General features: G+C 49.8%; 16 protein-coding genes and 1 tRNA gene. 5 read left to right on the plus strand and 12 right to left on the minus strand.

Going from position 1 to position 16167, the window contains the following annotated elements; all coding sequences use genetic code 11:
- Positions 1-386: 386 nt before the first annotated feature.
- A complete protein-coding gene (locus tag ABXS88_RS15285; RefSeq protein WP_353672905.1) occupies positions 387-1286 on the minus strand; it encodes a cation diffusion facilitator family transporter in 900 nt (299 codons plus the stop codon).
- Positions 1287-1413: 127 nt separating this feature from the next.
- Positions 1414-1485: transfer RNA gene (locus ABXS88_RS15290), tRNA-Cys, on the minus strand.
- 71 nt (positions 1486-1556) lie between these two features.
- Here ABXS88_RS15290 and ABXS88_RS15295 point away from each other — a divergent pair.
- Both ABXS88_RS15295 and ABXS88_RS15300 read left to right on the plus strand, forming a co-directional pair.
- The gene (locus ABXS88_RS15295) at positions 1557-2432 is read left to right on the plus strand and encodes a CbiQ family ECF transporter T component (protein WP_353672906.1); all 876 of its coding nucleotides are present in this window, start codon (positions 1557-1559) and stop codon (positions 2430-2432) included.
- Positions 2433-3809: an anthranilate synthase component I gene (locus ABXS88_RS15300; protein ID WP_353672907.1), complete on the plus strand. Its 1377-nt coding sequence runs from the start codon at positions 2433-2435 to the stop codon at positions 3807-3809. It abuts the gene before it with no gap.
- Here the strand turns inward: ABXS88_RS15300 and ABXS88_RS15305 are convergent.
- On the minus strand, positions 3798-4067 hold the full coding sequence (locus tag ABXS88_RS15305; RefSeq protein WP_353672908.1) for a hypothetical protein: 270 nt from the start codon (positions 4065-4067) through the stop codon (positions 3798-3800). The genes ABXS88_RS15300 and ABXS88_RS15305 overlap by 12 nt on opposite strands.
- A gap of 203 nt (positions 4068-4270) precedes the next feature.
- Here ABXS88_RS15305 and petB point away from each other — a divergent pair, with 203 nt between their 5' ends.
- Together petB and petD are read left to right on the plus strand one after the other, a co-directional pair.
- Positions 4271-4939, plus strand: a complete 669-nt coding sequence (gene petB / locus ABXS88_RS15310) for a cytochrome b6 (protein ID WP_353672909.1) — start codon at positions 4271-4273, stop codon at positions 4937-4939.
- A 130-nt stretch (positions 4940-5069) separates the two neighbouring features.
- Positions 5070-5552 carry a cytochrome b6-f complex subunit IV gene (gene petD / locus ABXS88_RS15315; protein WP_353672910.1) on the plus strand — a complete coding sequence of 161 codons (483 nt, stop codon included), beginning with the start codon at positions 5070-5072 and terminating at the stop codon, positions 5550-5552.
- 28 nt (positions 5553-5580) lie between these two features.
- Here the strand turns inward: petD and ABXS88_RS15320 are convergent, their stop codons facing one another.
- The 9 genes from ABXS88_RS15320 to ABXS88_RS15360 form a co-directional block, all read right to left on the minus strand.
- Positions 5581-6855 (minus strand): folylpolyglutamate synthase/dihydrofolate synthase family protein, encoded by a 1275-nt coding sequence (locus tag ABXS88_RS15320; RefSeq protein WP_353672911.1) that lies wholly within the window; start codon positions 6853-6855, stop codon positions 5581-5583.
- A 96-nt stretch (positions 6856-6951) separates the two neighbouring features.
- A complete protein-coding gene (locus ABXS88_RS15325; RefSeq protein WP_353672912.1) occupies positions 6952-7236 on the minus strand; it encodes a DUF427 domain-containing protein in 285 nt (94 codons plus the stop codon).
- Between the two features lie 61 nt (positions 7237-7297).
- Positions 7298-7843: a DUF922 domain-containing Zn-dependent protease gene (locus tag ABXS88_RS15330; protein WP_353672913.1), complete on the minus strand. Its 546-nt coding sequence runs from the start codon at positions 7841-7843 to the stop codon at positions 7298-7300.
- Positions 7824-10487, minus strand: a complete 2664-nt coding sequence (locus ABXS88_RS15335; protein WP_353672914.1) for a DNA polymerase III subunit alpha — start codon at positions 10485-10487, stop codon at positions 7824-7826. Before ABXS88_RS15335 ends, ABXS88_RS15330 begins: the two co-directional genes overlap by 20 nt.
- Positions 10488-10582: 95 nt before the next feature.
- Complete coding sequence (locus ABXS88_RS15340) at positions 10583-10798, minus strand: hypothetical protein (protein WP_353672915.1); 216 nt, start codon at positions 10796-10798, stop codon at positions 10583-10585.
- Between the two features lie 55 nt (positions 10799-10853).
- Positions 10854-11306 carry a thioesterase family protein gene (locus ABXS88_RS15345; protein WP_353674833.1) on the minus strand — a complete coding sequence of 151 codons (453 nt, stop codon included), beginning with the start codon at positions 11304-11306 and terminating at the stop codon, positions 10854-10856.
- Positions 11307-11529: 223 nt separating this feature from the next.
- Positions 11530-12777 carry a mannosyltransferase family protein gene (locus ABXS88_RS15350; RefSeq protein ID WP_353672916.1) on the minus strand — a complete coding sequence of 416 codons (1248 nt, stop codon included), beginning with the start codon at positions 12775-12777 and terminating at the stop codon, positions 11530-11532.
- A 142-nt stretch (positions 12778-12919) separates the two neighbouring features.
- The gene (locus tag ABXS88_RS15355; RefSeq protein ID WP_353672917.1) at positions 12920-13399 is read right to left on the minus strand and encodes a Dps family protein; all 480 of its coding nucleotides are present in this window, start codon (positions 13397-13399) and stop codon (positions 12920-12922) included.
- 72 nt (positions 13400-13471) lie between these two features.
- Positions 13472-14845, minus strand: a complete 1374-nt coding sequence (locus tag ABXS88_RS15360) for an LCP family protein (protein ID WP_353672918.1) — start codon at positions 14843-14845, stop codon at positions 13472-13474.
- A gap of 182 nt (positions 14846-15027) precedes the next feature.
- Here ABXS88_RS15360 and wecB point away from each other — a divergent pair, with 182 nt between their 5' ends.
- Positions 15028-16149 carry a UDP-N-acetylglucosamine 2-epimerase (non-hydrolyzing) gene (gene wecB / locus ABXS88_RS15365; protein ID WP_353672919.1) on the plus strand — a complete coding sequence of 374 codons (1122 nt, stop codon included), beginning with the start codon at positions 15028-15030 and terminating at the stop codon, positions 16147-16149.
- Positions 16150-16167: the final 18 nt, after the last annotated feature.

Below are 16167 nucleotides of genomic sequence, written 5' to 3' on the forward strand. Positions count from 1 at the left end.
CTTCTCAAAAAAGCCTAGTTTTTACATCTAGGCTTTTTACTTTAGATAGTTCTTCGGCGCTATAGGTATTTTTGGAGTAGCAATGCCAATCGCTTCTTGGTCGCGGCAGGCGCCTGGGCCAGCGGGGTTAGAATAGCATTCCGTAGGGCTTGATGCGCCGAGGAACTGGGCGGATTCGCCGCTAAACGTTTCACAGCCTCTTGGATAATTTTTTTCACAAGGATTTTCAAGACTAAAGATCTCTAACCCTGAAAGCCTACGACTATTTCCTCAGGCTAGCGTCTTTTTCTCTATTATCTATAGATGGGGACTCCGCCGCGGCTGCCCCTTATTAAGGAAAGAATAGATGGAGTTTCTTGTGTAGTTGAATGTTAGGAGCTTGGTATTTAACGGTAATCCATAGGGTGTTCCCAGGAGCGGGGATCTTCTAGCGGTTCTAGGTGAGTTGTGATCTGGGAGCCTGGAATAATTTCGATAATAGCGTTTTCGATAGTTTCACAAAGATCATGGCCCTGGTGAACTGTCCAATGGCCAGGAACAAGTACATGGAAAGAAATAAAAGATGTTGTCCCGGCCATGCGTGTTTTTAGGGAATGGAAATAAAGGCCTTGGTTTTGATAGTCCTCGAGGAGGGTATTAATTTCCTGAATTTGTTCCTTGGGAATGGCCTTGTCCAGCAGGCCGGATAGGGTTTCTTGCATCAACTTGCCCCCAGTCCAAAGAATATTTAAGGCAACGGCAATAGCAATCAGAGGATCGAGGCTAGTCCACCCGGTAAAGGCAATCAACAAGACAGCGACCACGACCCCCAAAGAAGTCCACACATCCGTTAAGAGATGATGGGCATCTGCTCTCAGTGTAATGGAATTGAATCGACGACCTGCCTTGAGGAGTATCCAGGCCACTCCACCATTGATAACTGTGGCTGCAATAGCAAGGACTAACCCTCCCTCCAGTTCCATAATAGGTTGGGGGTGTAATAAACGATTCGCCGCCGTCCAGATAATTCCAATGGCTGCGACCACAATCAGGGCACTCTCTAGGCCACTGGAAAAATATTCTGCTTTACTATGACCAAAGGGATGTTCTGCATCAGGGGGCTTACCGGCTAAGGATAAAGCCCAAAAAGCGACAAGGGCCGCCAATAAATTGACCCCAGACTCCATGGCATCGGAGAGAAGACCGACAGAGCCAGTCAGTCGATAGGCCCCGAATTTCAAGATCATGGTTAAGACTGCTGCCCCAATAGATAGAAGGATGTAGGGCCTGGCCGCGTGGGTACTCATGGACTAAATCTCTAGTGAGAAGCTCTGCTCAAGCATCTTAGCCGATCTTACGGCTCGCGGTTTTATCGGCAACAACAGTCTTTACACGGTTCAGCTCAAACTGCACTTGTCACTGTACCGAATTAAAAGGCGGCACCCAGATTCGAACTGGGGGATAAAGGTTTTGCAGACCTCTGCCTTACCACTTGGCTATGCCGCCATTTCCAGAGGTTTATTATAGCATCGTGGCGGTTTCAGTTCTATAATTTGACTGGTCTTTTCTTACTCGCCATGGATTTACTGCGGTCACTGCCTATCGGACTTTATCTCGAGAAACCGCTAACTTGGCTCCATCGTCTCGATCCTCGAGTAAAATTAGCTTGGTTGATGACCTTTTTAGTAGCCCCACTGCTGGCAAATTCTCTGTGGCGGCTTATCCTCAGTGCGATTCTGGTTGTCTTGACTCTGACCACCCGTATTCCCTGGCGAGTCTGGAAACAACAATTGGGCTGGCTATCTTTTTTTTGTTTTTTAATCCTTGTTTTGACGGCCCTCAGTCCCGATGGGTTTTCGGTACTCAATCAGCCTCGATGGCCTGAATCTTCGTTACTACCTCCTCCTACCGACTATCAATACGTTATTTTTGAGCGAGGAAAACTACTGATTACCCGGCGTTCCCTAGAACTAGGTATTCGCATCAGCACATTAGTGTTTACGCTGGTTTATAGTACTAATCTTTATCTTTTAACAACAGCCCCGGAAGAAATTACAGCAGCTCTAGAGGAACTGATGGCGCCATTGCGTCGCTTTAACCTGCCGATTACCGAAATATCCCTGACCCTAACCCTCTCCCTACGGTTTATTCCCCTAGTTTTGGAGGAGGTGCAAAATCTAGCCCGCTCGATTCGGACCCGGGCCATTAATTGGAAACGTCTGGGCCTCAAAGGTAGTTTTCAGGTTTGGCTATTGGTGGTTGAACGGTTGCTGGCTAACCTCCTGCTCCGGGCCGAGCAAATGGCCATCGCCATGGAAACCCGAGGTTTTACTAGCCCGAATGAACACCGCGTCCAGTGGCACCAACTCCGACTCATCCGCTGGGATTGGCTGGCGTTATTGGCCTTATTTCCTTTCTGGGGCCTTCGTTTTTGGTTGGGAGGAGCTCCCTAGGTGAACGATGTAAGGCCTTTGGCTCCATGGTATTGGCGGTCTATTCCTCTCCAGGAACGAACGGGAGCCGAAATATTCCAGGCCCTGTTTGGTCAAGCTAAAATAGCCACCCTACTGGAAAGTCCCTACCCAACGCCTGTGGATTATCCCCACCTGGCCCGTTATTCTCTCTGTGCGGGGAAAGTTCGGAATCCCCATGGCCAAGCTTCATACTTAACACCTGCTATCGGCCATATTTTTACAACCCTCCGCCAGTTGCTCCAACGTCCCTATGCTCCAGCGGATGTCCCAGAGCACCTTCCGTTCCAGGGAGGCTGGCTGGGATGGTTCGGTTACGACGCGGCCTGGGAAATTGAGTCCTTACCCTATCTCAAACAAGACCAACTGCCTTTTCCCGTAGCCTATTGGTACGAGCCAGAGAATTTCGCGATCCTCGATCACCAAGACCAAAGACTCTGGTTGGCAACGTCAGAACCCCAGGCCGGGGAGATGCTCTTAGCCAAACTAACAGCGGCGGATGATCAGGCTCCAGGGCCAGAGAAAATCCAACCAATTTCTCTGAGCTACGGCATCTCTCAAACACAATACGAGGCTATGGTTAACCAAGCCAAGGTGTATATCCAGCAGGGAGATATTTTTCAGGCCAATCTTTCCCTGCGTTTTCAAGGGCCGACCGCCCAACCCGCCTGGCCCATTTATCGCCGCTTGCAAGCCATCAATCCTTCCCCCTTTGCTAGCTATTGGCGTACTCCCTGGGGGGAGGTGGTGAGTTGTTCTCCAGAACGCTTAGTACAACTAACGGGCCAACAGGCCCAAACCCGTCCCATTGCCGGAACAAGGCCCCGGGGCCAATCCTTAACCGAAGAAAAACAATTCCAGCAGGATCTACGGCAGAACCTTAAGGAACGGGCCGAACACATCATGCTGGTGGATCTCGAACGCAATGACCTGGGGCGTGTTTGCCAGTGGGGCAGTGTGGAAGTCGATGAATTTTTGGCCCTGGAGCGCTACAGTCATGTTTTGCATTTGGTTAGTAATGTGCGCGGCACTCTGCGGGCCGATCAAGATGCCATTGATTTACTCCAGGCGATGTTTCCCGGGGGAACGATTACGGGCTGTCCCAAGGTGCGTTGTATGGAAATTATTGAAGAACTCGAACCCGTGCGGCGTAGTCTTTTCTACGGTTCCTGTGGCTACCTCGACCAACGGGGACATCTTGACCTCAACATTTTAATTCGGACGCTTCTGTTTACCCAGGGCCAAGTGATTGGTCAAGTTGGGGCCGGAATCGTGGCCGATAGTGACCCCCAGCGGGAGTGGTGGGAATCCTTACAGAAGGCCAAGGCCCAACTTTCGGCCCTGGGATTACGGGTTTAAGCTCGCGTGGTGTTCCCGCACCCGACTGCGCCAGGCCCGTTCCGCTTCGATCTCATCTAGGCGAGCTTGGGCTAAAAAATGATAGAGATCCCCTTTTTCTACCCAAGGAAAGGTTGGACTATGGTCAACTTCCTGATAAGCATCGTTGTTCAGGCAAAAAATGCGCCGGAGGATTTGCTGGTAGGCCGACCAGCTTAACCCAGAAAACACGATGCGCTTTTCTCCAATGAGGGCCAGTTGGGGGGTCGCTGTGACCATGGCAGAAGACCTCCTGTTGAGTTTACCTTTGCGCTGCCTGGAAGCTGTGTTACATTTTTTAATGAGTTATTTTAAGCTTACCAAAAGAAATAGCCCAGTCTATGTCTCTTGGTGGGCCTGCCATAGTACGCTGATTATAGGCAATTCCGACTCCTGGGAGTCACCCCCAATCCTCCGTCAATCCTTAGAGAAGTTTAGCTTCAATGTTTTCTAAAGAAGTCACCGAATCAAAAGTCTTTCAGTGGTTCAATGATCGCCTGGAAGTGCAAGCCATTTCCGACGACATCGCCAGTAAATACGTTCCTCCCCACGTCAATATCTTTTATTGTCTTGGCGGAATTACTCTCACCTGTTTCTTGATCCAGTTTGCCACTGGTTTCGCCATGACCTTCTACTACAAGCCCACCGTAGCGGAAGCCTTCACCTCTGTCCAGTACATTATGAATGAAGTCAACTTTGGCTGGTTGATTCGTTCTATCCATCGCTGGTCTGCCAGTATGATGGTACTGATGATGATTCTGCACGTTTTCCGTGTTTATCTGACCGGCGGTTTCAAAAAGCCTCGGGAATTAACCTGGGTTGTCGGTGTGATGCTGGCGGTGACCACGGTTTCCTTTGGGGTTACGGGATACTCTCTCCCTTGGGATCAGGTCGGCTACTGGGCTGTCAAAATTGTATCTGGGGTTCCCGCCGCGATTCCGGTTGTGGGCGACCAACTTGTCACCTTAATGCGCGGTAGTGAGAGTGTTGGCCAAGCCACCCTGACCCGCTTCTACAGCCTTCATACCTTCGTTCTACCTTGGGTGATTGCAGTCCTACTCCTGCTCCACTTCTTGATGATTCGTAAACAAGGTATTTCCGGCCCCTTGTAAATTCCCTAGGATGGGAGGATGGTTAGTTTAGAGCCATGATTATGGCCTAATTTGCCCTTACTGACTCCCGGCCAGGATACCCTGTTAAAGCCTTTTTATACTGCCTCCATTGCTTTAGGAGAACCCGATCATGACCATTATTAAAAAACCAGACCTGAGCGACCCCGAACTCCGGGCGAAGCTAGCCAAGGGAATGGGTCACAATTACTACGGCGAACCCGCTTGGCCCAACGACATTCTCTATATGTTCCCTATTTGTATTATGGGAGCTTTAGGCTTGGTTGCTGGCCTGGCGATTCTGGATCCTGCCCTGGTAGGAGAACCCGCCGATCCCTTTGCCACTCCCCTAGAAATTTTACCCGAGTGGTACCTGTATCCCACCTTCCAAATTCTACGCATCCTGCCCAATAAACTGCTGGGGATTGCTTGCATGGCCGCTATTCCCCTTGGCCTGATGTCCGTTCCTTTCATTGAAAGTGTGAACAAATTTCAAAATCCCTTCCGCCGTCCCATTGCCATGGCGGTTTTCCTGTTCGGTACCGCAGCCGCCATTTGGCTCGGTGCTGGGGCCACTTTCCCCATTGATAAATCTCTGACTCTTGGCTTGTTCTAGAGCAAGGTTGATCCTTTCAGTGAACTATTTAATGTTCCCCCAGTATCTCGGGGGATTTTTTTTGGCCGGCTAAAAAAGTACCCACTAGGTATAGAGAACCACACAGTACTCTAAGGAAAGCATTAGGATCCGAATCTAGACCGTCCAAGGCCTGCCAACAATCTGCAAAGATTTGAACCTTAGCTAATTGGGGACAAAGATCCCAGGCCAATTGGGCCAAAGCGTCTGGATCCGCACTGCTATGGCCGGGGACGGGCACTAATAATAGTTGGTCGCCGGGTTGTAGCAGGGCCTGAAAAATGTCGGCGTGGTCTTTGGTGGCTAGCATTCCTATCACCCAGGCCACGGGGCGGTTAAACTGACGAACGTATTGACCGAGAGCAACAGCAGCGGCGGGATTATGGGCTCCGTCCAGTAATAGTTGTTGGCCCTGATAAGTCAGCCATTGTAATCGTCCTGGCCATTTGGCCTGGGCCATGCCCCGCTGAATCGCGTCTAGACTGATGGCCCAACCCTGGGCCTGTAAGACTTGGATGGTGGTTATCGCCAGGGCCGAATTGAGTCGTTGAAAATCCCCCGCAAAGGGTAGGGGATAGGTGACGTCTCCCGAACGGGCCCAGGGGCCGGAGGGGGTTGAAAAAATTTCAGCCGGCTGTACCCAATAAGCCGCACAAGCCACCTGAGCGATCTGGGCCTGAATCACCGCTTGAGCCTCGGGGGGAAATTGTCCCAGAATGGCCGGACAATCGGGCTTTAAGATACCCGCCTTTTCTCCGGCAATATCAGCTAAGGTTGGCCCGAGTACTTGCCAATGTTCCCGACTCAAGGACGTAATCACACTGGCCAGGGGCGCATCACAGACATTCGTGGCATCCAAGCGGCCGCCCAGGCCCACTTCCATCACGGCTATATCCACTTTCGCCTGGGCAAAATAGAGCCAAGCCGCCGCCGTCATAATTTCAAAAAGGGTTGGGCTATTCACCTGGGAAGCCGGGGCCTTGGCCGTGACCCTTTGCAGAACGGAGGATAGAGCTTCGGGGCTAATGGGTTGTTCGTTGAGGCAAATCCGCTCCGTCCAATCAACGAGGTGAGGAGAGGTATAGCGACCGACCCGATAGCCGGCTTGGGTCAAGATCGAGGACAAAAAGGCACAGACGGAGCCTTTGCCATTGGTGCCACCCACATGGATGATAGGTACTTGATCCTGCGGATTCCCTAGATCTGCCAATAACTGCCGGATGCGTTCCAGGCCAAGATTGACCCCAAAACGTTGGTAGGGTTGGAGGAGGTCGTTAATATTCATTGACACAGACAGACCAACTGATTACAAATCAGCTTGCCATTAATTACAAAATCCCACTGGAGTAACTTTTTAGTCTTGATCAAAACAAACTAGTCCCTATTTCTCGACGGTGACACCCCGCCAAAAGGCAACATAATTCTGGATTTGCTTGGCTCGCTCCTTAGGTTCGGGATAGTACCAGGCGGCATCCTTATTTTGCTGGCCCTCTACCACGAGGGTATAGTAGCTGGCCTGGCCCTTCCAGGAACAGATGGTGTGGGTATCGCTGGCTTGAAAATAGTCCCAGTTCACACTATCGGGAGGAAAGTAGTAGTTGCCTTCCACAATTTCGCAGGCCTCACTGTCTGCGAGGGTGGCCCCGTTCCAGATTGCTTTTGCCATGGTGCTTAAAACCTTAGAAAAATACGTTTCCCAGCATATCAAGCTTTTCCCAATTCCAGACCTAGGGCAAGACAACTCCCTCCAGGCGACCGTGGTCTGTCTCCCGGTCGTAGTCCCGGTCTCGCTGGGCATAGCGCTCGATCAGGCGATAACCCAGTTGATTAGCGGCGGTTTCTAGGGCCGGACAGGTATTAAACGCCGGTAAGCCAGTAATTGCTGTTTCAATTTCCCGAGCGGCGTATAGGCCTGAATTTTTATGATTCTGCTCGTGGCGAAAGAGGGCCTGATAGTAGCGGTCAAACACGGCGCGGGTAGCAGGGGATAGACGGTGTTGGGCCGGAATGCGGGGCAGGGTGTAGTTAACGGTCAGAAAAGTTTGTACACGGGTAATGTAACAACGGCCCGGTTGTTCTTGCCAGTTGAATTGCCAACGAACATACCATTTGGTGTAGCCGCGAAATTTTCGGCCCTGAACCCGGATCGGGGTATGGCGGTCTAGTTCCGGGCCAATGTCTTTGATCTGTTGTGGATAGATGTCGTAGAACTGAAAAGTCGTGGTAATAGTGGGTTCTGCCTGGACGGGTTGACTAACCAGCAGTCCCAGCACCAACCCCCAGAGGCATCTTAGTCGGGGTAGGGAGATAGTAGAGATCAAGGCCTTGCTCAAAAATTTCATCAATCGTCCTCATAGAGCCATCCTGAGTCATAAAGCGATGCTCCGGGGTAGCCCGCAGATAGGTGCCATCGGTTAATTCATACTCAAATACTTCCTGGAGACCCCGCTGATGCCATTGGAGAATGGGCTGAGTATAAACCAGGCCTTGGGAATTAACGCTATAGACGTGACACTGGATGTCTTGCTCCACAATTTTACCGATGGGCAAAGGGCCATACTCGACAGTTAAGACGGGAGTCTCGTAGGCTAGGCAATATTCGGCAAACTTAACCATCTGGTCAAAGAGATTTTCCGCCACCCGAGCCGGTACGCCATTGCGGGTCGAACCATCGATGAAAATTTCCCGGTGTTTCTGCATTTCCGAGGCCTTTTTCTTACCCATGGCCCGGCGGAGAAGATCTGCTTCCCCCAGGGAATAGCCCGCCAAGTCCTGGGCCATTTTCATGATTTGCTCTTGATAAACCAGTACCCCATAAGTTTCATTCAAAATACTTTCTAGCAAGGGATGCTGATAGGAAATGGCTTCACGGCCATGTTTACGATTAATGAAAATCGGAATCAGACCCGCATCCAAAGGCCCTGGACGGTACAGGGCCAGAATCGAAGAAATATCTTCAATCCCCGACGGTTTGAGGTCTTTAACAATTTGCTTCATCCCCTGGGATTCCAATTGAAAAATCCCTTCTAGATCACCATTTTCTAACAGTTTTTGGGTTTTCTGGATATCCTCCGGCAGCTTTTTGCTGTTGCGTTTTAGGGCAATCTGCCGGGCCTTGCGTTCCTCTAAGGGTAGTTGGTCTAGATCCAACTCAACGCCCCGATTTTGTCGGACTAATTCCGTGGCTCGTTGTAACGTTGTGAGGTTTTTCAGACCCAGAAAGTCCATTTTTAAGAGGCCCAGGGCCTCCAAATCTTCCATGTAGTACTGGGTAATCACTGCTCCATCATTGTTACGTTGAAGGGGAACAATTTCATCCAAGGGTTCCGAGGAAATGACCACTCCCGCCGCATGGACACCAAAGGTTTTGTTGGTGCCTTCAATGCGTATCGCCATATCGATCCAATGTTTAACCCAAAGTTCATTATCGTAGCGGGCCTTAAAGGCCGGTTCTGGGGTTTGATCGGAGATCATGATCTTTAACTTGGTTGGTTTCCCCCGCGACACCGGAATCAACTTTGCCATTTTGTCCGATTCGGCGTAGGCAATATCCAAGACTCGGGCCACATCCTTCAGAACTGCCTTGGAGGTCATGCGATTAAAGGTAATAATTTGAGCCACGTTGGCCTCGCCATACTTTTCCGTCACGTACTGGATCATTTCATCCCGGCGGTCAATGCAAAAATCTGTATCAACGTCAGGCATTGACTTCCGTTCTGGATTAAGAAAGCGCTCAAACAATAGACCATGGTGAACTGGATCAATATTGGTAATGCGCATGCAATAGGCCACCAAGGAACCGGCGGCAGAGCCCCGGCCTGGCCCCACGGGAATACCATGATCTCGGGCGTATTTAATGTAGTCCCAAACCACTAGAAAATAGGTACAAAATCCCATTGTTTGGAGCATTTTTAATTCATACTCCAAGCGGTCTTTATAAACCTGGCTGACCTCTTCGCGGGAACGGCACTTCAATCGCTCTAATAAACCGGCCCAAGCAATTTCTTCCACGTAGGTATCGGGGGTCTGGCCAGGGGGAACAGGATAGTTGGGAATGCGGGGTTCCCCCAGGATTTTATACTCCTTGACCTTATCAGCTACTTCTAACGTGTTGCTGATAGCCGCTTCAATAACCTCCTCTGTTAAATGATCTCGAAACAGGCGCCGCATTTCCTCAGCAGATTTAAGATATTCCGTGCCACTGTAGCGGAGGCGTTTTTCTTCCGTAATTAATTTTCCCGTCTGGATACAAAGGAGGGCATCGTGGGCCTCGACATCGTTACAGGAAATGAAGTGGGAATCATTGGTAGCAATAATTTTAATGTCCAGCTCCTGGGCAATTTTGACCAAACTCACGTTCACGAGGCGGTCTTCCACGGAGCCATGGTCTTGGATCTCTAGGTAGTAATCCTCACCAAATAAATCTTTATACCATTTAGCTACTTCTCGGGCCCGGGCCAAATCACCGGCCAGAATCGCCTGGGGCACTTCTCCTCCAAGACAGGCACTGGTGACGATCAGACCCTCGTGGTATTGGGTCAAGAGTTCTTTGTTAATGCAGGGCCGAGCGAAAATGCCTTTGCCTTGAATTCCCCGAAGATTGGAAATGGTGGTAAGTTTGACCAGATTTTTGTAACCCTGGGTATTTTTGGCTAAAACCACCTGATGGAAACGACGGTGACGCTTGTTGACCTCAATATCACCGTTGATCACATACATTTCGTTGCCAATAATTGGCTTTATCCCTTTATTACGGCAGACTTTGATTAGCTCAATGGCCCCGTACATCACGCCGTGGTCAGTCAGAGCAATGGCGGGCATCCCCAGTTCAACCGCCCGATCCACCAGAGCCGGTAGCTGGGAGGCCCCATCGAGGAGGCTATAGTCACTGTGAATGTGTAAACCAACAAAGGACATAGTACGGTACGCTCGGGGCCTAGAATACTAGAACTATAAGGGTCAGGGCAAGGAGCACCCTGGGTCGATGATCCGGATGGATACTACAGTGTAGTCTACGAACAAGCTAGCCTGGGAGACTCTATTAATAGAAAAGGAAGAGGCGATGGCTCTCTTCCTTCCTGGGGTTTGGTTTGATTTTGGTCTTTGAGTTTTTGACGGAGGTGTTGCTGTCTTTTCTTGAGTTGTCGTTGCCGGGCCTGGCCCCCGCGACCTTTATCATTGCGGCCCTGACGGCGGGGGGATTCCCAGCGCTTGAGTCGTTCTGCCATGGCTAGGATTATTGGTTAATTAACTTCTCAAGCATAGCAAAATTACAGCTTTTATCTACAGGGCCAACTTAGCTAAAATATCCTGTACCACTGGGGGAAGACGACGGAGAATCTTGCCTTTTTCGGGATCAACGGCCACTAGGGTCACTTTTCCCGATAAACAAAGTTCCTCCGTTTCCAGACATTCAATGCGATAGTCCCAATCTAAGCGTACCCCTTGAATTTCCTGCATCATGGTCTTCACAATCGCTGTCTGTCCCAGACGTACCGGGCGATGGTAACGCAGGGCCAGATCCACCACGGGTAAATCACAGCCGAGTTTCACCAATTCTGCGAAATCAACCCCCAGGGTACGGAGACATTCCACGCGGGCCGTTTCCATCCAGGTCAGATAGTTCCCATGCCAAACGATACCAGCGTAGTCTGTATGGTGGGGTTGGACGCGGACTAAAAATTCAAACCATTTTTCCGAGGTAGCCTTTAATTCTGGCTGTCGAGCCAGGGCCATGGTCGGTGGAAGTTGAGGAGATTCTGGCGTACTCAAAGTTGTGTGTGGGCGCTTGCCGTAGGAGACATCGTCAAAAATTGTATCCTCTGGCCGTGATGGTCTTCAAGCCGCGTTGTTTTAGATGCAGATTTACCATTAAAACTTTCTTGACGGAGAGGAGGAACATCAAGTGAGTGACATACAAAGTAGACAATAAAACTTGGTTATTGCTTGACTGCCACAGCTAGGCAACCCAATACCAATGAGAAAACATAATAGAGAATAATGATAGCAAAAGGATATTAAAATAAAGATAAGAGTAGTAAATAGATTTATTTTTTAGTAAGAATGCTGTGGCAACAAACAGGGGAAAAGCAACAAGCAAGTAGCGCCCCATTCCCTGAAATCTAGACACAGATATTAGGACCGTCAATATCGAAAAAACAATATAAGGGATTCCTATTTTTTTGATAGAAAAAGCGATCAAAAAAAATGCCCAAAACAAACAAAACAAATGAATTAAGTTCATCCCCCAGAGACTATACATATGAATTGGAGTTGCGCTTTGTTCCCCATAATTACCCGACAAAATCAAGTCAGGTGATAATGATTGAAATATACCAACTATTTGTGGTAGCGAGTTTATTTGTCCTGACCATTGTTTTTGGCTGTCTATGAACTGCAGGGGATTCCCAAATCTTGTCGCCAAAAAAGTCATATAGAAAATTGTTCCTAAAGTGCTAATGAAAAGAGCTAAAAAGCTAGGCTTTATTTTGCGCCAATCATAATCAATCTGTTCAAGGTATAAAACAATTAGCGGTATCAAGAGTATAGAGCCAACAAATTTTGTAGCACCTGCTAAAGCAGCCCAAAAAGCTCCAAGAAAATATTGTTTTTGTTCACAAAAATAGAAGGCACAAGCTGTAGTCAGTAAAAATATTGATTCTGTATATACGGCACTAAAGTAGAAAGAAAAAGGATTAACACAAATCAAAACCAAAGATTGCTGAGCAATCTTACTCCCATATTTTTTGGACAGAAGATGAAATAGAGCTATTAATGCCAATAAAAATGAAATATTAGTAACCAAAAGTCCCGCAACATGAACATCATTAATAAAAAAATTAAATAAATAAATTAACAGAGGATACAGAGGAAACATAGCTGTATCTTGTCCTACCTGAGTAGTAGTATTATTATAGCCTTGAGTGCCAATATCCCGATAGTAGCCAGAATCCCAGCGTGACCAACCATCTAAAAGTAGATTATCTGGATGACTTCTCCATAATCCAGGTAAGTCAGCAATGGGGATCATTACTAAAGACAAGTAAACAAGAATAAACAATCCTATTCGGCTAATAAAAAATAACTTTAAAGGAAAATGGTTGCTGGCAATCCAATATTTGATATTGTTATGCGTTTCGTCTAGAAAATTCATATTTTTTTGTTTTTTTATATCTGATTTAACAAGTGATATTAAAAAATCAAGCAATGTTAAAAGTTAGAATGTTAAAAAAATAATGATAGATAGCAAAAAAATGCTCAGGCAACCAGACTTTTCGTTCTCCTCCCCAACTTAATCCCCCCCAAGAAAGCAAGCCTGAAGTTCTTCCCTGGGGGGGACTCATGCTTGGTTATTCCGAGAGTAGACTCCGGAGCATCCAGGCCGTTTTTTCGTGGACTTGCATCCGTTGGGTCAACAGGTCAGCCGTGGGTTCATCCTGGGCCTTTTCCACCAAGGGAAAGATAGAACGAGCAGTACGGACAACTGCCTCTTGCCCCTCCACCAGAATGCGAATCATCTCCTTAGCGCTGGGAATGCTTTCTTCTTCCTTGATGGAGGAGAGTTCGCTAAAGGCCTTATAGGTGCCGGGGGCCACGACCCCAAGGGAACGAATCCGCTCAGCAATGGCATCAACGGCCAGGGCCAACTCATTGTACTGGCCCTCAAACATCAGATGGAGGGTCTGGAACATTGGCCCAGTGACGTTCCAGTGGAAGTTATGGGTTTTGAGGTAGAGGGTATAGGTATCAGCGAGCAGTTTGGAGAGGCCAGCGGCGATGGCCTGACGGTCAGCTTCATTAATGCCAATATTAATGGGAATTGCTTGCATGATAGGATCTTCTTAGTACTTAGGCGCTCCTATCTTAACGTAGGGTGGCCCTGGCCGCATCAGCAATATTTCTTAAGGCTGGACAGTCGCTGGCTGGGCCAAGAGACGGGGGGCATCCAGACCTAAGCGGAGGGTAATATCTGAACCCAGAATCCCCGTGGAGGACGCTTCTACTTTGCCGCCGCCGAGGTATTGTTGAATTAATTTAGCGCTTTGTAGATCCCCCTGTTGGGCAATGATTTCGGTTTCTGCCAGTAGTTGCGGGGCATCAGTGCTGATATAAACATTGCGGAAATGTTGTTGGCGCAGATGGGTTTGCAGGGCCTCGGCCAGGGCTGGATCATCGGTGGCATTCTGGATGGCAATACTTAAACGCTGGGGAGAAGCCTGCGTTGGAGAAGTAGCAGTCTGGGAACTAAGACCAAAGTATTGTTCCATCACGCGGTCGCGGCCAGATTCGGAAAACAACCAATAGCTGAGGCCATCAAACTCCGTGGGTTGGCTAAAGCGGCCCGGTAGCATCACCATCTGTACCTGTTCTCGTTTGAGTTGATAGGCAAAGTTGACTAGGGCTAGCACTTCTTCTGGCGTGAGGTTGGTATCGACGGATTGTTGTAAGACTTGGATGGCCTGAGGAATACGGGGAATCACTAGTGGACTAGTAAACCGTTGCTGTAGGGCCTTAAGCAGAACTTCCTGGCGTTGAACCCGGCCAATATCACCCTTGCCATCCTTGCGAAAGCGGGCAAACTGCTCAGCTTGATCGCCATTGAGAACTTGTTCACCGGCCTCGAGGTTAATCGTTAATTTTTGAGTTACATCCTGATAGACCATAGGAGTCGGCACATAGACTTCTACGCCGCCCACCAAATCTACCAATTCTCGAAAGGCGTTAGTGGTAACGCGCACATAGCGGTCGATGGGCACCTCCTGCAGGTTTTGGCTGATCACCTGGGCGGCTAACTCGGCCCCGCCGTAGATATTGGCGTTATTAATTTTGCTATACCCCACGCGAGGGATGGAGACCCGTGTATCCCGAGGAATGGAGAGCACCTTGAGGGAGGATTGCTGGGGGTCGAAACGGAGTAGGAGGATAGTATCACTGCGTCCGGCGAAGGCTTCGGGACTCTGGGGCGGTGCATCTTCTACCCGGTCAATCCCCATCACGAGGATATTCACGGGCCGGGTCAATTGATAGGGCAGGGGGCCAGCTTGGCCAACAGTTGTTGCGCTGGGGGCCGATGACCCAGTCTGGGGAACCCAGGGAATAAACCAGGCGGCACCGATTCCGGCTAGGGTTGTCGTCACCGCCGTTGTGCTGAGGGCCAGGCCCCAAAGCAGGGATTGCCAAGGACGAGGAATTTGAGAAAAAATTTTAGGCTGGGATGCTTCGGGGGGAAGAGACGCTGGGGACAGCGTTGAGAGGGGCTCAATTTGACGTGTCATTAAAACCTCAGCACCACGGGGCAGACAGTGGCATCTAGCATCGTTGCTTTTCAGATAGCAGACTACCGCAGTTTGTTCCTTCCTCCAAGGCCTCATCGAAGCGGGTAAAAATTCCCTCGGTGATCCGGCAGGACGTCCCATACAATAAAGGCTGATTCTTTGAGCATGACCGCCGTTGTCTAATGTCTAGCCCCGCTCTTCCCATTACTGTCAGTATTATTTTGGGGACACGCCCCGAGGCCATTAAACTGGCCCCCGTCATTCAGGCCTTTAAACGGCACCCGGCCTTCAAGACCCAAGTCGTCCTCACTGGCCAACATCGCGAAATGGTGGAACAGGTGATGGCCCTGTTTCAGCTAGAAGCCGATGCCGACCTCAAAATTATGCAACCCCGCCAGACCCTGACGGCCATCACCCAACGCAGTTTACAGGGCCTAGAAACTTGGTTGGAGCAGGAAAAACCGCAACTGGTTATCGTCCAGGGCGATACCACCACGGCCTTTGCGGCGGCCCTGGGGGCCTTTTATCAGCAAATTCCCGTGGCCCACGTTGAAGCGGGCCTGCGGACGGATAACCTCTACAATCCCTTTCCCGAAGAGGCCAACCGCCGCCTGATTTCCCAATTGGCCCAACTCCACTTTGCCCCGACGCCCCTAGCGGTGGAAAATTTAAAGCGTTCTAGTGTCACCGGGGCCATTCATCTAACGGGAAATACCGTCATTGATGCCCTGCTGGCCGTAGCGGCCCAGATGCCGGCCTGTCCGATTCCTGGCCTGGACTGGAGCCAATACCGCGTGCTCTTGGCCACGGTGCATCGTCGCGAAAATTGGGGAGCGCCCCTCCAGGATATTTTGACCAGTTTTGGGCAGATTTTAGAACAGTTTCCCGATGTGGCCCTGCTCTTACCCCTGCACCGCAATCCCACGGTGCGCGAACCGATCCAGCAGGCCCTGGGTAATCATCCCCGTGTCTTTTTAACGGAACCCCTCGACTATGCCCAGTTGGTGGGGGCTATCCAGCGCTGTTATTTATTGCTCACCGATTCCGGTGGCCTCCAGGAAGAGGCTCCTAGCTTGGGTAAACCTGTCTTGGTGTTGCGGGAAACCACGGAACGGCCTGAGGCCGTCACGGCCGGTACAGCGCGTCTCGTCGGCACCGATCCCCAAACCGTCGTACCGGCAACGGCCCAACTACTGCGTGACCCGTTGGCCTACGACCAGATGGCCAACGCTATCAATCCCTTTGGCGACGGAACGGCCAGCGAACAAATTGTTAATTTAGTGAAACAATACTTCCAGGTATAATCCCCCTTGAGACGCTGT

The sequence above is a fragment of the Synechocystis sp. LKSZ1 genome (assembly GCF_040436315.1).
GTDB lineage: Bacteria > Cyanobacteriota > Cyanobacteriia > Cyanobacteriales > Microcystaceae > Synechocystis.